The organism is Streptomyces odontomachi (assembly GCF_024435355.1).
In the GTDB taxonomy this organism is placed as follows: Bacteria; Actinomycetota; Actinomycetes; order Streptomycetales; family Streptomycetaceae; genus Streptomyces; species Streptomyces odontomachi.
Map to the genome: position 1 here is coordinate 356,846 of NZ_JAMJWG010000006.1, position 21,012 is coordinate 377,857.

General features: G+C 71.2%; 19 protein-coding genes. 13 read left to right on the plus strand and 6 right to left on the minus strand.

The annotated features are described in order from the left end of the window. Positions 1–156: 156 nt before the first annotated feature. The 4 genes from NQO67_RS16135 to NQO67_RS16150 all read left to right on the plus strand — a co-directional run bounded on the left by NQO67_RS16135 (position 157) and on the right by NQO67_RS16150 (position 4,222). Positions 157–1,443, plus strand: a complete 1,287-nt coding sequence (locus NQO67_RS16135) for an aromatic ring-hydroxylating dioxygenase subunit alpha (protein ID WP_255950671.1) — start codon at positions 157–159, stop codon at positions 1,441–1,443. Between the two features lie 11 nt (positions 1,444–1,454). Next, on the plus strand, positions 1,455–1,964 hold the full coding sequence (locus NQO67_RS16140; protein WP_255950672.1) for a 3-methyl-2-oxobutanoate hydroxymethyltransferase: 510 nt from the start codon (positions 1,455–1,457) through the stop codon (positions 1,962–1,964). Between the two features lie 40 nt (positions 1,965–2,004). Next, the gene (locus tag NQO67_RS16145) at positions 2,005–2,868 is read left to right on the plus strand and encodes a 3-methyl-2-oxobutanoate hydroxymethyltransferase (RefSeq protein WP_255950673.1); all 864 of its coding nucleotides are present in this window, start codon (positions 2,005–2,007) and stop codon (positions 2,866–2,868) included. A 505-nt stretch (positions 2,869–3,373) separates the two neighbouring features. Beyond that, positions 3,374–4,222: an alpha/beta fold hydrolase gene (locus tag NQO67_RS16150; protein ID WP_255950674.1), complete on the plus strand. Its 849-nt coding sequence runs from the start codon at positions 3,374–3,376 to the stop codon at positions 4,220–4,222. Positions 4,223–4,258: 36 nt separating this feature from the next. On the opposite strand, the gene NQO67_RS16155 is transcribed toward NQO67_RS16150, so the two are convergent. Both NQO67_RS16155 and NQO67_RS16160 read right to left on the minus strand, forming a co-directional pair. Beyond that, positions 4,259–4,720 (minus strand): RpiB/LacA/LacB family sugar-phosphate isomerase, encoded by a 462-nt coding sequence (locus NQO67_RS16155; protein WP_255950675.1) that lies wholly within the window; start codon positions 4,718–4,720, stop codon positions 4,259–4,261. Positions 4,721–4,746: 26 nt separating this feature from the next. Continuing rightward, positions 4,747–5,670 carry a substrate-binding domain-containing protein gene (locus NQO67_RS16160; protein WP_255950676.1) on the minus strand — a complete coding sequence of 308 codons (924 nt, stop codon included), beginning with the start codon at positions 5,668–5,670 and terminating at the stop codon, positions 4,747–4,749. 185 nt (positions 5,671–5,855) lie between these two features. On the opposite strand from NQO67_RS16160, the gene NQO67_RS16165 reads away from it, so the two are divergent. From NQO67_RS16165 to NQO67_RS16175, 3 genes are read left to right on the plus strand one after another with little or no spacing between them, the layout of a single operon-like run. Continuing rightward, the gene (locus NQO67_RS16165; protein WP_255950677.1) at positions 5,856–6,986 is read left to right on the plus strand and encodes a zinc-dependent alcohol dehydrogenase; all 1,131 of its coding nucleotides are present in this window, start codon (positions 5,856–5,858) and stop codon (positions 6,984–6,986) included. Then, positions 6,983–7,735, plus strand: a complete 753-nt coding sequence (locus NQO67_RS16170) for a 4-carboxy-4-hydroxy-2-oxoadipate aldolase/oxaloacetate decarboxylase (protein ID WP_255950678.1) — start codon at positions 6,983–6,985, stop codon at positions 7,733–7,735. The genes NQO67_RS16165 and NQO67_RS16170 overlap by 4 nt, the downstream gene beginning before the upstream one ends. Continuing rightward, positions 7,732–8,751, plus strand: a complete 1,020-nt coding sequence (locus NQO67_RS16175) for an amidohydrolase family protein (RefSeq protein ID WP_255950679.1) — start codon at positions 7,732–7,734, stop codon at positions 8,749–8,751. The genes NQO67_RS16170 and NQO67_RS16175 overlap by 4 nt, the downstream gene beginning before the upstream one ends. 36 nt (positions 8,752–8,787) lie before the next feature. On the opposite strand, the gene NQO67_RS16180 is transcribed toward NQO67_RS16175, so the two are convergent. Beyond that, entirely contained in the window at positions 8,788–10,107 is a 1,320-nt protein-coding gene (locus NQO67_RS16180) for an NAD(P)/FAD-dependent oxidoreductase (protein WP_255950680.1), read from the minus strand. 404 nt (positions 10,108–10,511) lie between these two features. On the opposite strand from NQO67_RS16180, the gene NQO67_RS16185 reads away from it, so the two are divergent. After that, complete coding sequence (locus tag NQO67_RS16185) at positions 10,512–11,312, plus strand: FadR/GntR family transcriptional regulator (protein ID WP_255950681.1); 801 nt, start codon at positions 10,512–10,514, stop codon at positions 11,310–11,312. 151 nt (positions 11,313–11,463) lie between these two features. On the opposite strand, the gene NQO67_RS16190 is transcribed toward NQO67_RS16185, so the two are convergent. The 3 genes from NQO67_RS16190 to NQO67_RS16200 form a co-directional block, all read right to left on the minus strand. Continuing rightward, positions 11,464–12,150 carry a GntR family transcriptional regulator gene (locus NQO67_RS16190; RefSeq protein WP_255950682.1) on the minus strand — a complete coding sequence of 229 codons (687 nt, stop codon included), beginning with the start codon at positions 12,148–12,150 and terminating at the stop codon, positions 11,464–11,466. Between the two features lie 227 nt (positions 12,151–12,377). Next, on the minus strand, positions 12,378–12,521 hold the full coding sequence (locus NQO67_RS16195; protein WP_255950731.1) for an MFS transporter small subunit: 144 nt from the start codon (positions 12,519–12,521) through the stop codon (positions 12,378–12,380). After that, positions 12,514–13,887 carry an OFA family MFS transporter gene (locus NQO67_RS16200; protein ID WP_255950725.1) on the minus strand — a complete coding sequence of 458 codons (1,374 nt, stop codon included), beginning with the start codon at positions 13,885–13,887 and terminating at the stop codon, positions 12,514–12,516. The genes NQO67_RS16195 and NQO67_RS16200 overlap by 8 nt, the downstream gene beginning before the upstream one ends. Positions 13,888–14,243: 356 nt before the next feature. Between NQO67_RS16200 and NQO67_RS16205 the strand changes: the two genes are divergently transcribed. From NQO67_RS16205 to fdhD, 5 genes are read left to right on the plus strand one after another with little or no spacing between them, the layout of a single operon-like run. Then, positions 14,244–15,221 carry a 2-dehydropantoate 2-reductase gene (locus NQO67_RS16205; RefSeq protein WP_255950683.1) on the plus strand — a complete coding sequence of 326 codons (978 nt, stop codon included), beginning with the start codon at positions 14,244–14,246 and terminating at the stop codon, positions 15,219–15,221. Then, positions 15,218–17,176 (plus strand): molybdopterin oxidoreductase family protein, encoded by a 1,959-nt coding sequence (locus NQO67_RS16210; protein ID WP_255950684.1) that lies wholly within the window; start codon positions 15,218–15,220, stop codon positions 17,174–17,176. Before NQO67_RS16205 ends, NQO67_RS16210 begins: the two co-directional genes overlap by 4 nt. 19 nt (positions 17,177–17,195) lie before the next feature. Next, a complete protein-coding gene (locus tag NQO67_RS16215; protein WP_255950685.1) occupies positions 17,196–19,052 on the plus strand; it encodes an NADH-ubiquinone oxidoreductase-F iron-sulfur binding region domain-containing protein in 1,857 nt (618 codons plus the stop codon). Then, the gene (locus tag NQO67_RS16220; protein WP_255950686.1) at positions 19,049–19,963 is read left to right on the plus strand and encodes a 2Fe-2S iron-sulfur cluster-binding protein; all 915 of its coding nucleotides are present in this window, start codon (positions 19,049–19,051) and stop codon (positions 19,961–19,963) included. The genes NQO67_RS16215 and NQO67_RS16220 overlap by 4 nt, the downstream gene beginning before the upstream one ends. Positions 19,964–19,979: 16 nt before the next feature. After that, positions 19,980–20,840, plus strand: a complete 861-nt coding sequence (gene fdhD, locus NQO67_RS16225; protein WP_255950687.1) for a formate dehydrogenase accessory sulfurtransferase FdhD — start codon at positions 19,980–19,982, stop codon at positions 20,838–20,840. Positions 20,841–21,012 lie beyond the last annotated feature (172 nt).

The window sequence follows — 21,012 nt, forward strand, 5'->3', positions numbered from 1 at the left end:
CGCGGCCCGCACCGGGCCCCACACTCCCCGCCCCCACCGCCCCGCACCCCCACGCCCCCACACCCGGCAGACCCCCACACCGCACACCCCGCGCCGCTCCGGGCCACGCACCCCTCGTCGCCCGGCGGCAGGTCGGCATCCGAAAGGGAAACGGCTGTGCTTCGACAGGACATCAACGAGCTACTCACGCAGACCGGTCCGGGAACGCCGATGGGAGAGCTCTTCCGGCAGTACTGGATCCCCGCCCTGCTGGCCGAGGAACTGCCCGAGAACGACTCCCCGCCGGTGCGGGTCAAGCTGCTCTCCGAGCGGATGGTCGCCTTCCGCGACAGCGAGGGCCGCTACGGCCTCATCGACGAGTTCTGCGCGCACCGCGGCGCCTCGCTCTGGTTCGGCCGCAACGAGGAAGCCGGTCTGCGCTGCCCCTACCACGGCTGGAAGTACGACGTCACGGGCCAGTGCGTGGAGGTGCCCTCCGAGGCGGGCAACAGCAGCTTCTGCGAGAACGTGCAGCTGACGTCCTATCCGCTGGTGAAGATCGGCGACGTGCTGTGGACCCACATGGGCGACGCGGCCACCCGGCCGCCCCTGCCGGAGTTCGAGTTCGCGCAGGTGCCACCCGAGCAGACGTACTCCTCCAAGCGGTGGCAGCAGTGCAACTGGCTCCAGGCGTTCGAAGGCGGCATCGACTCCAGCCACGTCACGTTCCTGCACTCCGGTGGCCTCAGGAGCGATCCGCTGTTCAGGGGCGCCAAGGGCAACGAGTACAACATGAAGGACACCAAGCCGTTCTTCGAGGTCGCCGACAGCGAAGGCGGCCTCTTCGTGGGCGCCCGGCGCAACGCGGAGGACGGGACGTACTACTGGCGGATCACGCCCTGGGTGATGCCCAACTTCACCATGGTGCCGCCGCGCGGCGACCATCCCATCCACGGCCACTTCTGGGTGCCCATCGACGACGAGAACTGCTGGGCCTACTCGTTCGACTACCACCCGGTGCGCCCGCTCACCGCGACCGAACGGCAGGCCATGGTCGACGGGTTCGGGGTGCACAGCAAGAACATCCCCGGCACCTACCGGCCGGCGGCGAACATGGACAACGACTACCTGATCGACCGCGAGGCCCAGCGGCGCGGCGAGACGTACTCGGGTGTCGCCGGCATCGCCATGCAGGACGCCTCCCTCCAGGAGAGCATGGGTCCCATCGTGGACCGCACGAAGGAGCGTCTGGTGCCCGCCGACAGCGGCATCATCAAGGCCCGCCAGAAGTTGCGGAAGGCCGCGGTCGCCCTGCGGGACGAGGGCATCACACCGCCCGGTGTGGACCCGGCGCACCACCGGGTGCGGTCCGCCGCCGTGGTGCTGCCGCAGGCGGAGTCGTTCCTGGACTCCTGCCGCGACGCGGTCAAGGTCACGCCCGGCGTCCGCCAGTCCAGCGTCTGACGGGGCGCGCCATGCCGCTCAACACCCGCACCAACGCCCCGACGGACCCCGGCGCCTGCGTCCGCGCCAGTTCGGCACACGAGTCGTCGTACCGCATCCAGGTGCCCATCCGGCCCGCACGGGCGGCCCGGGTGATCGCCCTGGACGAGCGCGCCGAAGGTGTCGCGCACCGTCTCGCCGCCGCCCGCTGGGCCGCCGCGCGCTTCTACGTGAACCGCACTCCGGGCGCCGGGGGCGGGGCACGGCTGGCCACCTTCGACGGTCTGCCGGTGCCCCTCGCCGAGGCGCTCGACGGCGCCGACGTGGTCGTCGTGCTCGCCACCGACGACCACGGCCGGGACGCCGCGGCGCAGATCGGGCGGCACTGCGGGCGGAACGGCAGCACCACCGCCGGGATCGTCCTCGGAGACGGCTTCGAGGCCGACGACGCGGTCGCCGCGTTGCGGCCGTACGCCCGGGTGCTGTTGCTGACCGCCGACGAGAGCGATGCGTTCGAGTTGCTGACGGCACTACGCGTCTGAGGTCGCACGTGACCCCCAACCACCCCTGAAGAAGGACAGCATGACCGAAAGGATCACGATCCGCTCGCTCGGGCGGATGAAGGACCAGGGCCGGAAGATCGTCGGCGTGGTGGCCTGGGACTACCAGATGGCCCGCATCGTGGACCGCGCGGGCGTCGACCTCGTGTCGGTGGGCGACACGGTCGGGGTCAACCTCTGGGGCCACGCCAACCCGTTCGAGATCACCCTGGAGGAGATGCTGATCGTCGCACGCGCGGTGCGTCGCGGCGTGCAACGCGCGCTCGTCAGCGTCGACTTCCCGTTCGGCCCGCTCCAGGAGGGCACCGACGCCGCGGTGCGGGCGGCGATCCGGTGCGTGAAGGAGGCCGGTGTCGACCTGGTCAAGCTGGACGGCGCCGCCGACTTCCCGGCGGCGGTGGAGGCGGTCACGCGCGCCGGGATTCCGGTGTTCGCGCAGTTCGGCATCACCCCGCAGACGGCGTTGCGGTACGGCGTCGAGTACCACGCCGTACCGTCGGCGGCCGACCAGGTGCCCGAGGAGATGCTGGACGACCTGGTCGCCGAGGCCAGGCGGCTCGAAGAAGCGGGCGCCGCACTGCTGAACTTCACCAACTCCGGGCCGGTGGTCGGTGCCGCCGTCGCCGCCGCGGTGTCGGTGCCGGTGCTCGGCGGCTTCGGGGGCGGCCCGTGGCTCGACGGGCGGATGCGGATGGCGCATGCGGCGATCGGGTATCCGGCCACCACGGTCGACCGGCCGGTGGGGGACCGGCCGGTCGGGACGTATGCGGACGTGGCGCGGGTCGCGCTCGAGGCGATCGGTGCGTATGCGGCGGATGTGCGGGGCGGGCGGCAGCTTCGCGGGGGTGCGCAGGGGGTGGGGGTACCCCCTCAGGACGGTGGCTAGCTGATCGTCTCGCCGTGGCTTGGCGCGCAGTTCCCCGCGCCCCCTGAGCGGGGCTTCGCCCCGGCCGGAACAGCGGGCCGGTGGCCCGATGCGGATCGAGGTGCCCCCTCACGACGGTGGCTGACTGATCGTCTCGCCGTGGCTTGGCGCGCAGTTCCCCGCGCCCCCTGAGCGGGGCTTCGCCCCGGCCGGAACAGCGGGCCGGTGGCCCGATGCGGATCGAGGTGCCCTCTCAGGACGGTGGCTAGCTGATCGTCTCGCCGTGGCTTGGCGCGCAGTTCCCCGCGCCCCCTGAGCGGGGCTTCGCCCCGGCCGGAACAGCGGGCCGGTGGCCCGATGCGGATCGAGGTGCCCTCTCAGGACGGTGGCTGGCTGATCGTCTCGCCGTGGCTTGGCGCGCGGTTCCCCGCGCCCCCTGAGCGGGGCTTCGCCCCGGCCCGGGGGTATCGCGTCTCGGGGGCCCTGTTCCTGGTGACGAGCAAGAGAGAGGACACCGTTCATGCCCATGGCCCGGCTCGATGGCATCGCGACCCGCTACGAAGTGGTGGGGACGGGAGCGCCGTTGTTGATGTTCTCGCCCGGGGGGTTCGACTCGCGGTTGGAGGGGTGGCGGGAGACGGGGATCTACCGGCGGCTCGGGTTGTTGGAGCGGCTTGCGTCGCGGTACACGTGCATCACGTTCGATCGGCGTGAGTCGGGTCGTTCGGGTGGGCGTGTGGAGCGGGTCTCCTGGGGCGACTACGCGCGGCAGGGTGCGGGGTTGCTGGATCACCTGGGGATCGAGCGTGCGCATGTGATGGGCGGCTGCGTGGGGTGTTCCACCGCGGTCCAGCTCGCCGTCGGACATCCCGGACGGGTGCTGAGCATGGTGCTGTACTCCCCTGCGGGCGGTGTGCGGTACCGCATGAAGCAGCACGCACGCTTTCGGACGCACCTCGCGTACGTGGCGGAGCACGGACTGGAGGGGGTGGTGGAGCTGGCGCGGGGCACCGACGACGGGTTCACCGCCGATCCGCGGGTGGGCCCCTGGGTGCGCGTGCTGCGCGCCGACGACGCGTTCGCCCAGCGGTACGCGGGCCTGCGCACCGAACGCTACGTCACCCTGGTGGACGGCATGGCGCGGTTGCTCTTCGACCGGGACACCGTGCCGGGACCGGAGCCGGAGGACCTGCTCACGCTCGACGTGCCGGCCCTCATCGTGCCCGGCCAGGACGATTCGCACGCCCCGTCCGCGGCACGGTACCTCCAGGAGTGCCTGCCGCTGGCGGAATACTGGGACGTGCCGGTGGAGGAGCAGACCGCGGCCAGCGCGCCCGCCCGGGTGCTCCGGTTCCTCGACGGCGTGGCGGGGTGAACGCCGGTGCGCGAGGTCTCCACACCGGCGCCGCTCTCACCCGGACCGCAGCCCCCGCTCGAGCGCCTCGATCTGGTCGAGCCTGCGGCGGTGCACCCCGCCCTTGAACGGGGTGGTCAGCCAGGCCGTCACGATCTCTTCCGCGGCCTCGGCCGCCAGTACCTTCGCGGCGAGCACCAGGACGTTGGAGTCGTTGTTGCCGCGGGAGATCCCGGTGCTCCACAGGTCGTGGCAGAGCCCGGCCCTGATGCCGGTGAACCTGTTGCAGACGATGGTCTCGCCGAGTCCGCTGCCGCCGAGCACGATGCCGCGCTCCGCCGAACCGTCGAGCACCCGTCCGCACACGTCCGCGCAGAGCGGTGGGTAGTCCACCACCTCGGTGACGTCGTCACCCCGGGCACCTCGGTCGTCGACGGTGTGCCCGGCCTCGGTCAGCCGGGTGATGAGCCTGGTCTTCAACGCCAGGCCGTTGTGGTCCGCTGCGATGGCGATGCGCAACTGTCCTCCTGGGGCTGGGGCGCCGGTCAGCCGACGAGATCGAGGGTGCTCTCGGCGAACAGCTCGTCGAGGGCGGGGGCACGGTCGAGGATGTGCTGGTCCACGGCGTGCTTGATGAGGGACTCCAGAACCACGCGGTTGGGCTCGATGCCGTACGGCAGCGGATCGGCTCCGGTGATCTCCATGACCTTCTGGTGGGTGCGGTCCGTGGCGCTGGGCTGCTCGATCCCGCCCCCGCGCAGCCGCTCCACGTAGTCGCGCTTGGCACGGGCGAACGCGTCGAACACCTCGGCGGCCATCTCGGGTCGGTCGGCGAGCAGGTCGTCGCGTATCACCACGAGATGGTTGATCGGGTAGTGGCCGCGGTCGCGCAACGCCCGGAAGCCGGCCTGGGCGGCGTCCGGAATGAGCGGCGCCATCCGGGGGTCCTCGGCGGGTGCGCCGACGGTCGCGGCCAGTTCGCCGTCCGCGAGCCGCTCACCGAGGCTGCGCTCGCCCCACATCGGCTCCACGTTCACCGGCGGCCGGTAGGGCGCCACGTGCTCGTCCCCGGACAGCACCCAGGTCACCCGGTCCAGGTCGACGCCGTGCTCCTCCTGGAGCACGGTGCGCGCCCACACGCCGGTGGTGACGGTGTATCCGCGGTTGACGCCGACCTTGCGGCCCTCCAGGTCCTTCGGCCCGCGCAGACCGGAGTCGGGGTCGTACAGGATCGCGCCGTGGTGGAAGCCGCGCACCAGGAAGACCGGCACCGCGGTGAACCGGACGCCATGCTCCTTCGCCACCAGATAGGTGGTCAGCGCCATCTCGCTGATGTCGAACTCCAGATCGCGAACCATCCGCCGGAAGGCTCTGACCAGCACCGGCACCTCTTCGAAGGCGAAACGGAAGCCGCGCGGGGTCACCTCCCCGGTCTTCAGGGCCGCGTTGTTGCCCTGGGTTCGGGTCACGGTTGTGAACTTCGGTACAGCCATGCGTCTGCTCGGCTCTCGTGCGTGGGTGGCTGGCGGCACGGACCTGCGGGAGGCCAAAGGGGATGGAGGAAGAAGGGGGGATGGTCTAAAGGTACCATGGTCAGTCCATAAGGCCATGGGATAAGGTCCGGTCGGAACCACCCGAGGGTGAGGAGATCGCCATGGCCGAGCAGGTGCTCGCTGCGGTGCGTACGGCGCCCGGCACCACCGAGTTGCGAGAGTTCCCGATGCCCGACATCCCCGACGACGGGGCGTTGTTGAAGGTCGAAGTGGCGGGGATCTGCGGCACGGACGTCAAGATGTACGGCAAGCCACCCTTCCCCGATCCGGTGATCATGGGGCATGAGAACGTCGGCGTGATCGCCCGCGCCGGCCGCACCTTCACCGCACGCAAGGGCCTCGCCGAGGGCGACCGGGTCTTCGTCGAGCACTACGTGGGCTGCTTCCGCTGCGCCTGGTGCCACCAGGGCGAGTACCGCCACTGCGAGGCGACCGACTGGCGCACCAACCCCGACGCGCGCCGCTACGGCTACACCTCGGCCGAGAAGCCGTACCACCTGTGGGGCGGCTTCGCCCAATACCTCTACGTGCCGTGGAACGCGGTGACCCACCGGGTGCCGGACGGTGTCTCGCCCGAACTGGCGGGACTGGTCACACCGTTGTCCAACGGCATCGAGTGGGCCCTGGTCACCGCGGGCGTGGGCTATGCCGGCACCGTTCTCATCCAGGGCCCGGGCCAGCAGGGCCTGTCCCAGGTGGTGGCCTGCAAGCAGGCCGGCGCCGCCCTGGTCGTCGTCACCGGCACCACCAGGGACGCCGCCCGCCTGGAACTCGCCAAGCAGTTGGGCGCCGACCACGTCATCGACGTCTCCCAGGAGGACCCGCTCACCCGGGTGCGTGAACTGACCGGCGGCAGGGGCGTCGACGTGGTGCTGGACTGCACCGCCGGCGCGGGCACCGCCCCCGTGCTGCTCGGCATCGACGCGCTCAAGCGGCGCGAGGGCACCATGGTGGTGCAGGGCGAGCTGGCCGCGTTCCCCGACTTCCCGTTGAAGAAGCTCACGGAGAAGGCCATCAGCCTCAAGAGTGCACGCGGGCACAGTTACCGCTCCTGCGAACTGGCCCTGGAACAGCTGGCGTCGGGCCGCTTCCCGCTGGAGCGGCTGGCCACCCACACCTTCGGCCTCGCGGAAACCGATCGCGCGATCAGGACCGTCGCCGGCGAGCTGGACGCGGGCGGTGGCGCCGGCGCGGTGCACGTGTCCCTGCTGCCCTGGGCGGGGACGGCATGAGCATGGTGGTGCGCCATCCGGCCCGCGCCGACCGGGCGACGGTGGACGCGCTCGCGGGGTACGGCGTCGCCACCGTGCACGAGGCGCAGTCCCGCACCGGGCTGCTGGCCCCCCGGCTGCGCCCCGTCTACCCCGGCGCGCACATCTCCGGCACCGCGGTCACGGTGAGCGTGCCGCCCGGCGACAACTGGATGATCCATGTCGCGGTCGAGCAGTGCCGCGACGGCGATGTGCTCGTCATCGCCCCCACCTCACCGTCCGAGGCCGGCTACTTCGGCGAGCTGCTCGCCACCGCCGTCGCCACCCGCGGTGTGCGCGGCACCGTCATCGACGCGGGCTGCCGTGACGTGGCCGAATTGCAGGCGATGGGGTTCCCGGTGTGGGCCCGGCACATCTGTGCGTACGGTACGGTCAAGGAAACTCTGGGTGATGTGAACCTGCCACTGGTGTGCGCGGGGCAGCGGGTGGAGCCGGGTGATGTGATCGTCGCCGACGACGACGGGGTGGTGGTGGTTCCGCGCGGGTCGGCCCCCGACGTGCTGGTGGCGTGCGAGGCCCGCGAGGCGAAGGAGGCCTCCTCCCGCGCCCGTTACCGGCGCGGCGAACTCAGCCTGGACGTCGGCGGCATGCGCGAGCGCCTCGCGGCAAAGGGCCTCACCTACGTGGACCGGACCGACACCGCTTCCGACGGTGCGCCGGCACGGCCACGGCAGCAGCACGCCCACCCCCTCCACGAGAGGCAGCAATGATCATCGACTGCCATGGTCACTACACCACGGCACCGCCCTCCCACCAGGCCTTCCGCGACGCCCAGTTGGCCCGCCTGGACGATCCCGCACTCCCGGTCCCCAGCCCCGCCGCCCCGTCCGACGACGCGATACGCGACAGCGTCGAACAGCACCAGCTCCAGGTGATGCGGCAGCGCGGCATCGACCTGACGCTGTTCTCGCCGAAGGCGTCCGGCATGGCCCACCACGTGCCGGACCAGCCGACCGCCGACGCCTGGGCGCGCGCGAGCAACGACCTCGTGCACCGCGTGGTGGAACTGTTCCCGCGGCACTTCGCCGGGGTCTGCCAGCTTCCGCAGACCCCGGGCGGGACGCTGGACTCCTCCGTCGCCGAGCTACGGCGCTGCGTGCAGGACCTCGGGTTCGTGGGCTGCAACCTCAACCCCGACCCGGCCGGCGGCCACTGGACCTCCCCACCGCTCACCGACCCTTACTGGTTCCCGCTGTACGAGGCGATGACGGAGCTGGACGTCCCGGCGATGATCCATGTCTCCACGTCGTGCGCCCCGGCCGCCCACACCCTCGGTGCGCACTACCTGAACGCCGACACCTCGGTGTTCATGCAGCTGGTGCAGGGCGACCTGTTCACCCGCTTCCCCCGGCTCCGCCTCGTCGTGCCGCACGGTGGCGGCGCGGTGCCCTACCACTGGGGCCGCTACCGTGGCCTCGCGGTCCGCATGGACCGCCCGGACCCGGCCGGCCTGCTGGCGAACGTCTCCTTCGACACCTGCGTCTACCACCAGCCGGGCATCGACCTGCTGCTCGGCGTGATCGCCCCGGAGCGTGTGCTGTTCGCCTCCGAGATGCTGGGCGCGGTACGCGGCGCCGACCCCGCCACCGGGATCGACTGGGACGACACCAAGCGGTACGTCGACCGCGCCGCTCTCACCGATGAGCAACGGCAGCAGGTCTACGAGCACAACGCCCGGCGCGTCTACCCCCGGCTCGACGCACGGCTCACCGCTCAGGGCAGGTGAGCGCTCCCCGCCCGGGGCGGCCCCACGGCGGGCCGCTCAGGTGGGCAGTACGGCGTCGGGCCGCGCGGTGAGGACCGACTTCAACGGAACCCCCGGATCGGCGGCGGCCTCGCGTGGCACCGCCACACCTCGGGTCAGTGCGGTGCGTACCGCCATGTAGTCGGCCGGGCTGTTGACCGCGTCGGCGGCCAGCAGCGTGCCACCGCGGTAGTACAGGACGCAGAACCGCTCGCTGTCCGGATCGCCGCGCACCACGTGGTCGTCGTGGCCGATGGCCAGTCCGGCGATCTGGAGCTTCAGATCGCCCTGGTGCGACCAGAACCACGGCACCGGCCGCGCCTGTCGGGGCGCGCCGAGCAGGGTGGCCGCGGCGGTGTGGGCCTGCGCGACCGCGTTCTGCACGGACTCCAGGCGCACCCGCCCCTCGCCCGTCATCGGATGCGGTTGGGTGGTGCAGTCGCCGGCGGCACAGATCGCCGGGTTGCTGGTACGGGCGTCGACGTCGACGACGATGCCGTCCTCGCAGACGAGCCCGAGCGCTCGGGCGAGTTCGGTGCGGGGCGCGGCGCCGACGCCCACCACGACCAGGTCGGCGGGGAGCAGGGTGCCGTCGTCCAGGCGAACGCCGGTGACCCGGCCGTCGCGGTCGCCGGTGAACGCGGTGACGGTGGTGGAGAGCAACACCCGGGTGCCCCTGCGACGGTGCGCCGCGAGGTAGAACGCGGACAGCACCTCCGCCACCGCGCGACCCATCAACCGGGCCGCGCTCTCGACGACGGTGACCTCCTTGCCGAGGCCACGTGCCGCCGCGGCCGCCTCCAGACCGATGAATCCGCCGCCGACCACGACCACCCGGGCGGCGTCGTGCAGCCGGGCCCGCAACCGGACGGCGTCGTCGCGGTCACGCAGCAGGCAGACGCCGGCCAGCTCGGCACCGGGAACGGCGAGACGCCGGGGGGCGGCACCCACGGTGAGGGCGAGACGTGCGAACGGCAGCCTGCGCCCCGACGCGGTGAGGGCGACACCCGAACCGGCCCCGGCCATGCTGCCGTTGCCGTTGCCGGACAGCGTGACGCCGGTGACACGCTCGCCGACGACCAGATCGATGCCGGACTCCTCGTAGAAGCCGGGCGCGCGGAAGTCGACGGAGGTCAGATCGCTCGCACCGGAGAGGTACTCCTTCGACAGGGGCGGGCGCTGGTAGGGGGCGTACGGCTCCTCGCCCACCAGGGTGATGGGTGAGCTGTCGCCCAACTGCCTGAGTGACACGGCCAGCTGAAGACCGGCCTGGCTGGCGCCCACGATCAGCGTGCCACCCGCCGCGGCCTCGGGCACCGGCCGTTCGTCACCGACCATCGGGCGCCCTCCCTTGTGCGACTAACTGTCATACCATTCTACCATAGGGAGTCGCGGGGACACGGAGAGGCAGGCGGACGCCGGGCAGCCCCAGAGGCGACGGCGGGCACGCGGACAGCGAAGAGAAACCAGGAAGAACGGAGAGTAAACAGGAAGAAAGTGCACCAATCAGGGCATTCAGCCGCCAGGAGGCAGCAGACCGCCTCCACTTGCCAGCGCCCGGCAGACCGCTCGGGGCGAGAGCGCAACACCCGGCCCCTCGCGTGCCACACGGACCTCAAGGTGCCGGCACGCGCCGCGCCGCAACCATCGGCTACGCTAGGAGCAAGTTGGTAATTTGGTATGACCTTAAACCGTTTCCAGATCCAAGGTCAACCACCAGGCGCCCATGGGAGACTGAACGCATGCCACCCCGCTCCAGGAGCCAATCTCAGGCCGCTCAGCCCGGCGACACCGCGCCCCCCGCTGGGAACGCCGTGCCGGACGACCTGTTCAAGACCGTCTCCTCAAGCCGTGTCTCCCAAGTGATCGTGGAGCAGATCCGGATGCTGCTCAAAGAGGAGCGGCTCAAGCCGGGCGACCGGCTGCCCAGCGAGCGCGACCTCTGCGTCCACTTCGGGGTCAGCCGTGTCACCGTCCGCGAGGCGCTGCGCATCCTGGAAGCGAGCGGGCTGGTGGAGATCCGGGTGGGAGCGCGTGGCGGCGCGTTCGTCACCACACCCGACTCCCGCCGGGTGGGCGAGGGTCTCGCGACCCTGCTGTCCCTGTCTCCGCTGACGGCGGCGGAGGTCACCGAGGCGCGGCTGGTGTTCGAGCTGGGCATCGTGCCGCTGATCGTGGAGCGCGCCACCGAAGAGGACATCGAGGCCCTGCTCGCCCTGTGCGACCAGCACATCGAGGCGATGGAGCGCGGCGAGTACACGATGGAGATGTCCGCCGCCTTCCACATCCAAGTCGCCTCCAGCACCCACAACGCGGCGATCCGCATGCTGGTGGAGTCCTTCCACGGCCCCCTGCTGATGAGTCTGCGCCAGGCGCAGAGCGTGGAGCCCAAGATGGGGAAGCTGGGGTCGCGCGAGCACCGGGCGTTCGTGGAAGCGGTCGCCGCCCGTGACGTGGCCGGCGCGACCGCGACCATGCGCGCCCACCTGGAGCGCACCGCCTCCCGCGTACGCGCGGACGCCGACGCGTCCGGGGAAGAGTAGGGCCTGCCCGAACAGCAACCCCAGGCGTGCGTCTTGGTACGCCTAGGGCCGTGTTTCGCCTCCCACGCGCATCTTTCGCAGGTGCATGCACGTCTTGCCGCCGGGCTGCGGATCGCGCTGCGCCAGGCCGGCCGGCTCCCCGGAGCCGTTTTCAGGCCATTCCGGCGGCCGCACGCTGGTGGTACGTCGTGCGCGTGTGCTCGGTGTGCGTGCGCATGACCTGCGTCGCACGCGCCTCGTCGCCGGCGGCGATCGCCGCGATGAGTTCGCGGTGCTCGATCCAGGACTGCTCGCCACGCTGGCGGGCGACGGGCGTGTAGTACCAGCGCACACGGCGATCGACCTGCCCGGCCAGCTCGGCCAGTACCGGATTGCCGGCCAGCGCCATGACTTTGGCGTGAAACGCGGCGTTGGTGGCCACGACGAGGTCCACGTCGCCCTCCGCCACGGCCTCCTCGCCACGGGTGCAGAGCTCTTCGAGGGCCTCGACGCCCTCCGGGCCGGTGTGCACGGCAGCCAGCCGGGCGGCCTCGGCCTCCAGGAGGGTACGGACCGTCAGCAGCTGGTCCGCCTCGTCCTCGGTCGGTTCATGGACGAACGCGCCCTGGGCGGGGCGCAGATCAACCCACCCCTCGGTGTTGAGCCGTTGCAGCGCCTCGCGCACGGGCTGCCGCGACACGCCGAGGTGTCCTGCCAGTTCGCTTTCGACCAGGTGTTGACCAGGCTGGAGCGAGCGGGTGGTGATGAGCTCCAGCAGCGCTTCGTAGACCCGCTCACGCAATGGTCCAGGACGCTCGAGCCTGGGCACCGCCCCCGGCGGCAGACCTGTGGACAACATCAGTTCCCCCTCTGGGCCAGGAACAAGCCAGCGGATTGGCTATCGTCTACAGTCTACCGATCGCATACAGCACTCCGGGTAGAGAAGCCGACGATGTCGTGAAGTGGCTCCTATCACATCAACACCCGCCGATGCACACCAACGGCCGGCGGCGCACGCACGCGCCACCGGCCGGAGAGACTTACATATCAGGATAGAAGTGCGGAAAACGGCCCGGCGACCGGCCCTCAGCCCGTGAACAGCTGGGTCGCCTTGCGCACCAACTCGTAGATCCCGTAGGCGAGCGGCAGGCCCACCCACAGCCAGGAGAAGACGACCAACGCGCGGCGCCCGGACCCGGCCCCGGGCACGGCGCCCCCGGCGTCAGGCACCGGTGGGGTCGGCGGAGGTGGGACTGACGGAGTCGACATCGGATTCGGCCTTTCTCACGGCGGTGACGTGGTGGCGGGCGTGCACCGGGCGGATCAGTTCGTTGGCGATGAAGCCGACGACCAACAGCCCGATCATGATGGCGAACGACACGCCGTAGAGCCCCGAGCCGTGCTTGCCCGCGTGCTCCTGGCTGTCGGCCACCCAGTTGACGATGAAGGGGCCCAGCACCCCGGCGAGGGACCAGGCCGTCAGCAGCCGTCCGTGGATCGCACCCACCTGGTAGGTGCCGAAGAGGTCCTTCAGGTAGGCGGGCACCGTGGCGAAGCCGCCGCCGTAGAAGGAGATGATCACCACGGCGCAGAGCACGAACAGCGCCTTGGAGGAGTCGCCGAACTCCACGATGAGCAGGTACATCAAGGCACCCACGCCCAGGTAGAGGCGGTAGACGTTCTTGCGCCCGATCAGGTCGGAGATGGTGGACCAACCGAACCGTCCGGCCATGTTGGCCGCCGAGAGCAGCGCGACGAAGCCGGCGGCCGCGGACGCCGACACGGGGGTGCTGCTGTCGGCGAAGAAGTCGGTGATCATCGGGGCGGCCTTCTCCAGGATGCCGATCCCGGCGGTCACGTTCAGGCAGAGCACGAGCCACAGGCACCAGAACTGCGGGGTGCGCAGGGCCGTGTTCGCCGAGACCTGCACACCGGTGGCGGAGGCGGGCCCGCCCGCCGGCCGGTCCGTCGCACCCCCGACGTCCCGAGCCCTAGGCACCCGCACCAGGAGGACGCCGAGCGCCATGAAGACGGCGTAGACGAGGCCGTGCACCAGGAACGCCAGCGCGATGCCCGAGGAGTCGGTGCCGAAGGAGTCCAGCATCTGCTGGGACCACGGTGAGGCGATCAGCGCGCCACCGCCGAAGCCCATGATGGCGAGCCCGGTGGCCATGCCGGGTCGGTCGGGGAACCACTTGATCAGCGTGGAGACCGGGGAGATGTAGCCGATGCCGAGGCCGATCCCGCCGACGACGCCGTAACCGAGCACGATCAGCCAGTACTGGCGGGTGGCGGCGCCGAGCGCGGCGAGCAGGAAGCCGGACGAGAACGCGACCAGGGCGACGGACATCGCCCAGCGCGGCCCCTTGCGCTCCACGAGCGTGCCGCCGAACGCGGCGGACAGGCCCAGCATCACGATGCCGAGCTGGAACGGCAGGGCGCTCTCGGTGCCGCTGAGCCCGAGCGCGGATTCCAACGGGGGCTTGAACACGCTCCAGGCGTAGGCCTGCCCGATGGACAGATGGACCGCCAGCGCAGCGGGCGGCACCAGCCAGCGGCTCCAACCGGGCGGTGCCGTGGGCCCGCCACCGCGCAGCGCATCGGCAGATCCCGAAGAACCGGATGAACCAGGAGAACCAGAAGAAGCGGAAGAGGGCCTCATGATCCGGAACCATAGGAACGGGTCAAAGGCTTGGGAAGACATCGCGCAGAAAATCCGTCGACGGTATCCACCGAGCCGTCGACGGTATGCAATGACTATGTCAAGAGGCGCCGCGACCGCTGCGCAAACCCTTGCTGCCGCAAGGTCCATACTGTAGACAATATTTCGTCGACACAATGGAAGACTGGCCGGAGACCGGCAGAGCACGGCTCTGGACCGTCTTCTTCCGCTCGTCGGGACACACTCCCCCTCAAACGGCTGAGGCCCCTCAACCGAACGGAGCGCCCCACGTGAAAGTCGCAGTTCTGGGCGCCGGTGCAATCGGCGCCTATGTCGGCGCCGCGCTGCACCGCGCCGGCGCCGATGTCCACCTGATCGCCCGTGGACCGCATCTGGCGGCCATGAGGCAGCACGGAGTGCAGGTGCTCAGCCCGCGCGGTGACTTCTCCGCGCGCGCCCACGCCACCGACGACCCGGCCGAGGTCGGCCCGGTCGACTTCGTCTTCCTGGGCCTGAAGGCCACCTCGTACGCGGCGTGCGGGCCGCTGATCGAGCCCCTGTTGCACTCCTCCACCGCGGTGATCGCCGCTCAGAACGGCATCCCCTGGTGGTACTTCCACCGGCACGGCGGTTCCTGGGACGGCACACGCATCGAGAGCGTGGACCCCGGTGGCACGGTCAGTGCCGTACTCGCCCCGGAGCGCGCCATCGGCTGCGTGGTGTACGCCGCCACCGAACTGATGGAGCCGGGCGTCGTGAAGCACCTGGAAGGCACCCGCTTCTCCATCGGCGAGCCGGACCGCTCGCTGTCGCCGCGTTGCGACCGGTTCAGTGCCGCCATGCGCGACGGCGGGCTGAAGTGCCCGGTGGAGACCGACGTGCGGGGCGACATCTGGGTCAAGCTGCTGGGCAACATCTCCTTCAACCCGATCAGCGCGCTCTCCCGGGCGACGATGCGGCAGATGTGCCTGCACGGCGGCACCAGACGCGTCATCGAGACCATGATGAACGAGACACTGGCGGTGGCCGAGGCCCTCGGCTGCCGCCCCGGCATCTCCGTGGAACGGCGACTGGCCGGCGCCGAACGCGTCGGCGACCACCGCACGTCCACCCTCCAGGACCTGGAGCGCGGCAAACCGCTCGAACTCGACGTGCTGCTCGCGGCCGTCGTGGAACTTGCGGAGATCACCGGTGTTCCGGTGCCGACGCTCCACACCGTCCACGCCATTTCGGACCTGCTGGCAGACCGCATGAGGAGCGCGGCATGAGCGGCACCAACGGCCCTCGGGGCCAGGCCACCAAGGGGAGGCGCGACCGCGTCCCCAAGACCTACACCCGGCTCACCCACCCATTGGTGCGTGACTCCCGTGACGAGCCGTTCCGGCGCGCCACCTGGGAGGAGGCGCTCACCCGGACGGCCGAGGGCCTCGCGGCGCACCGCGGCGCGTTCGCGATGCTCGCGTGCGCCCGCGCCACCAACGAGATGAACTACGTGGCGCAGAAGTTCGCCCGGGTCGTCATGGGCACCCACAACGTGGATTCCTGCAACCGCACCTGCCACGCACCGAGCGTGGCGGGGCTCTCGGCGGCGTTCGGCTCCGGCGGCGGCACGTCGTCGTACGAGGAGGTCGAGCACACCGATCTGATCGTGATGTGGGGTTCCAACGCCCGTTTCGCGCACCCGATCTTCTTCCAGCATGTGTTGAAGGGGATCCACAACGGCGCGCGGATGTACGCGGTGGACCCGCGCCGCACCTCCACGGCCCAGTGGGCGGAGAGCTGGCTCGGGCTCAACGTGGGCACCGACATCGCGATGGCGCACGCCATCGGCCGCGAGATCATCCACGCGGGACTCGCCAACATGGCGTTCATCGAGCGGGCCACCACCGGCTTCGACGAGTACGCCAAGCTGGTCGAGCCCTGGACGCTGTCGCTCGCCGAGAAGGTCACCGGGGTGCCCGCCGAGGCGATCAGGGACCTGGCGCACGCCTACGCCCGGGCCGAGCGCGCCCAGTTGTGCTGGACCCTCGGCATCACCGAGCACCACAACGGCACCGACAACGTCCGGGCCCTGATCAACCTCTCCCTGCTCACCGGCCACGTCGGCCGCTACGGCTCCGGGCTCCAGCCGCTGCGCGGGCAGAACAACGTCCAGGGCGGCGGCGACATGGGCGCCATCCCCAACCGGCTGCCCGGCTTCCAGGACATCCTCGACGCCGACATCCGGCACCGTTTCGAGCAGGCCTGGGGCACCACGCTCGTGCCGCACTACGGGCTGAACCTCACCGAGATGTTCGAGGGCATGGAGGACGGCACGATCCGGGCGGTCTACTGCATCGGGGAGAACCCGGCGCAGTCGGAGGCCGACAGCGAGCAGGCCGTGCGCCGGCTGTCCGGCCTGGACTTCCTGGTGGTGCAGGACATCTTCATGACGAAGACGGCACAGCTGGCCGACGTGGTGCTGCCCGCCACCGCCGGCTGGGCCGAGACGGACGGCACCACCACCAACAGCGAGCGCAGGGTGCAGCGGGTACGCAAGGCGGTGGTCCCGCCGGGCGAGGCCCGCGAGGACGTCGACATCATCTGCGACGTCGCGAGCCGGCTCGGCCACGACTGGAAGTACGCGGACGCCGAAGCGGTCTGGAACGAGCTCAGGGCCGTCTCCCCCCTGCACTTCGGCATGACCTACGACCGCCTCGACGAGCACCAGGGCATCCAGTGGCCGTGCCCGGACACCGACGCCCTCGAACCGCCGTACCTGCACGGCCGGCTCTGGGACGCCGATCCCGCGCGGCGCGGTCGGCTCGCCCCGTTCGGCCTGGTGCAGCACGACCCGCCGGTCGACGTGACCGACGAGGAGTACCCGCTCCGGCTGACCACGGGACGGCGCCTCGACTCGTACAACACGGGCGTGCAGTCCAGCGGCTTCGCCTCCCCGCTGCGGCGCGGCGAGTACGTGGAGCTGTGCCCGGAGGACGCCCGGCGCTACGGCGTCGAGGTGGACGAGGAGGTCCAGGTCACCTCGCGGCGCGGCTCGGTGCGCGCGCCGGTGTGGGTCGATCCCGGGCTGCGCCCCGGGCTCGCGTTCATGACCATGCACTTCCCCGACGAAGTGGACACCAACAAGCTGACGATCGAGGCCAACTGCCCCATCGCCGGCACCGCGGAGTTCAAGGCGTCGGCCATCCGAATCGACAAGCTGCCCATCGCGGCGATCAGGTAGGGGCGGGTGAGGCACGACCATGGATCTGCACTTCGGTGACAGCAAGCCCACCGACGAGGAGCGGGCCGCCGTCGACGCGGTACTCGGCCCGCCCGGTTCGTCGTGGGAGGCGCCTGTCAGCTGGGGCGCCGAGGGCGCCTGGGGCGCCGAACGCTCCGAGACGGATCTGCGCTGGGCGCGCGGCGGGCGTCCGGCACGGGAGCGGCGTGACCTGCTGTTGCCGGGGCTGCACGCCATCAACGACCGCATCGGGTGGATCAGCGAGGGCGCCCTGGACTACCTGTGCCGGCGGCTGACGGTGCCGCCTGCGGAGGGGTACGGGGTGGCCTCCTTCTACGCGATGTTCTCGTTGCGGCCACGCCCGGCGACGGTGTTGCACGTCTGCACCGATCTGGCGTGTTCGGCGCACGGCGCTTCCGAGGTGTGCGCCGGGCTCGAGCAGCGGCTCGTCGCCGGTAGCGGGGTGCAGGTCCAGCGCAGCCCCTGTCTGGGGTTGTGCGAACGGGCGCCCGCGGCGCTCGCGGTGCGCGCCGGTGACCCGGTGCGCACCGCGGTCGCGGCGCCCGCCACCGTGGAGTCCGCCACCCTCGCCGCGACCTCCCCGGACTCCGCCGACGAGGAGCCGCCCGCCGCCCTCGCGGTACCGCAGGCCGGCGACGACTCCCTGGTGCTGCTGCGCAGGATCGGCCGGGTGGATCCGACCTCGCTGGACGACTACCGCGCGAACGGCGGCTACACCGCGCTGCGCCGGGCCTTCGCCATCGGTGCGGCCGGAGTGATCCGCGAGGTCACCGACGCCGGCCTGGTCGGACGCGGCGGCGCGGCCTTCCCCACCGGCCGCAAGTGGCAGGCGACCGCCGCGCAGCCCGACCACCCGCACTACCTGGTATGCAACGCCGACGAGTCCGAGCCCGGCACCTTCAAGGACCGGGTGATCATGGAGGGCGATCCGTACGCCCTGATCGAGTCCATGACCATCGCGGGGTACGCGGTCGGCGCCCACAAGGGCTACCTGTACCTGCGCGGCGAGTACCCGCGCGCGCTCGCCCGGCTGACGCACGCCATCGAGCGGGCCCGCGCCCGCGGCCTGCTGGGCGACGACATCCTCGGCCAGGGGTTCTCCTTCGACATCGAGATCCGCCGGGGCGCCGGCGCCTACATCTGCGGCGAGGAGACCGCGCTGTTCAACTCGCTCGAGGGCTACCGCGGCGAGCCGCGCTCCAAGCCGCCGTTCCCCGTCGAGAAGGGCCTGTTCGGCAAGCCGACCGCGGCGAACAACGTCGAGACGCTGGTCAACGTGTTGCCCATCCTGACCATGGGCGCCGAGGCCTACGCGGCGATCGGCACCGACAAGTCGACGGGTCCGAAGCTGTTCTGCGTGTCGGGCTCGGTGGCACGCCCGGGGATCTACGAGCTGCCGTTCGGCGCCACGCTCGGCGAGCTGCTCGAACTGGCGGGCCCGCCCGAGAACCTGCGCGCGGTGCTGCTCGGGGGCGCCGCGGGTGGTTTCGTGCGCCCCGACGAGCTGGACATCCCGCTCACCTTCGAAGGCACCCGCGAGGCGGGCACCACGCTGGGGTCCGGGGTGGTGCTGGCGCTGGACGACTCGGTGCCGCTGCCGCGGATCCTGCTCAGGATCGCGGAGTTCTTCCGGGACGAGTCGTGCGGGCAGTGCGTGCCGTGCCGGGTGGGCACGGTCCGGCAGGAGGAGGCGCTCACCCGGCTCCTGGAACGTGCCGGGGACGCGGCCGCCGATGACATCGCGTTGCTGCGCGAAGTGGGCCGCGCCATGCGGGACGCGTCCATCTGCGGTCTCGGCCAGACCGCGTGGAACGCCGTCGAGTCAGCCATCGACCGTCTGGGAGCCTACGCATGACCACCGCACAGAGCACCGACAACACCGCCCCCGCGCCCGCCGCCGGGCGCCACTCCCCCGTGCCGCTGGCGCCGCCGCGCCGGCTGCTGGAGTTCATCCTGGACGACGAGCCGGCCCGGGTGCCGGAGGGTGCGACGATCCTGGACGCCTGCCGGGCCGCCGGGAAGGACATCCCGACGCTGTGCCAGGGCGACACCCTCACCCCGAAGAACGCCTGCCGGGTGTGCATGGTCGAGGTGGAGGGTTCGCGCACCCTCGTGCCCGCCTGCTCGCGGCGCGCGGAGGCGGGCATGACGGTGCACACCGACACCGAGCGCGCCCGGCACAGCCGCAAGATCGTCCTGGAGCTGCTGGCCTCCTCCGTCGACCTCTCCACGACCCCGCGCGTCGCGGAGTGGCTCAAGGAGTACGAGGCGAAGCCGGACCGTTTCGGGCCCGAAGCGGCACGCCTGAACGAGCAACCGAAGATCGACAACGACCTGTACGTGCGCGACTACGACAAGTGCATCCTCTGCTACAAGTGCGTGGACGCCTGCGGTGAGCAGTGGCAGAACAGCTTCGCCATCTCGGTCGCCGGACGCGGCTTCGACGCCCGGATCTCGGTGGAGCACGACGCGCCCCTGACGGATTCGGCGTGCGTGTACTGCGGCAACTGCATCGAGGTGTGCCCGACGGGGGCGCTCAGCTTCAAGTCGGAGTTCGACATGCGCGCCGCGGGTACCTGGGACGAGTCCAGGCAGGCCGAAACGACCACGGTGTGCGCGTACTGCGGTGTGGGCTGCAACCTCACGCTCCACGTGCAGGACAATGAGATCGTCAAGGTCACCTCTCCGCACGACAACCCGGTGACCCACGGCAACCTCTGCATCAAGGGTCGCTTCGGCTACCAGCACGTACAGAACAGGGACTGACGGGACTGATCACACCATGGGACGTGTCACCGAGCGACGCCGCGTGATCCGCGTGCGGGACGGCCGGATCGTACGGCGCCCGGACACCCTCGTCGCCGAGGAGCCGCTGGAGATCCGGCTGAACGGCAAGCCACTCGCCATCACCATGCGCACCCCCGGCGACGACTTCGCGCTCGCCGCCGGCTTCCTGGTGAGCGAGGGCGTCCTCGCCTCGGCCGACGACCTGCGCAACATCGTGTACTGCGCGGGTGCCACCGTGGACGGAAGCAACACCTACAACGTGGTCGACGTGGTGACCGCCCCGGATGTGCAGCTCCCCGACATCACCCTGGAACGCAACGTCTACACCACGTCGTCGTGCGGCCTGTGCGGCAAGGCCAGCCTGGACGCGGTGCGCACGACCGCCCGTTTCCCGATCGACGACACGGCGGGCGGCGGCGCGCCGGTCCGGCTCGAACCCGACCTGCTGGCCGAGCTGCCGGACCGGCTGCGCGCCGCCCAGCAGGTCTTCGACCGGACCGGGGGGCTGCACGCGGCGGCGCTGTTCACGCCCGAGGGCGAACTGCTGGACGTCCGCGAGGACGTCGGACGGCACAACGCGGTCGACAAGCTGGTCGGCCGCGCCTTGCAGAGTGGGGGGCTACCGCTCGCCCGGACGGTGCTGCTGGTCTCCGGGCGGGCCTCCTTCGAGCTGGCGCAGAAAGCCGTGATGGCGGGCATCCCGGTCCTGGCGGCGGTCTCGGCGCCGTCCTCGCTCGCCGTCGACCTGGCCGAGGAGAGCGGCCTGACCCTGGTCGGGTTCCTACGCGGCACCTCCATGAACGTGTACGCGGGCGAGCACCGGATCGCCCTGCGGGCCGCGGCCCCCCGGGGCTGACCCGCGCGCGCCCAGCGGACACGATGGCGGGGCTCCCGCCGGCGGGGAGCGCCCCCTGCGCCGGCGGAGCCCCGCCGCCTTATGGGACCGCGCCTGCGAGGACACACCGTAGCCGGGGTGGCGCCCGCCTTCATGGCACGGTGCCCGAAACGGGCACGGGATCGCTCCCGGA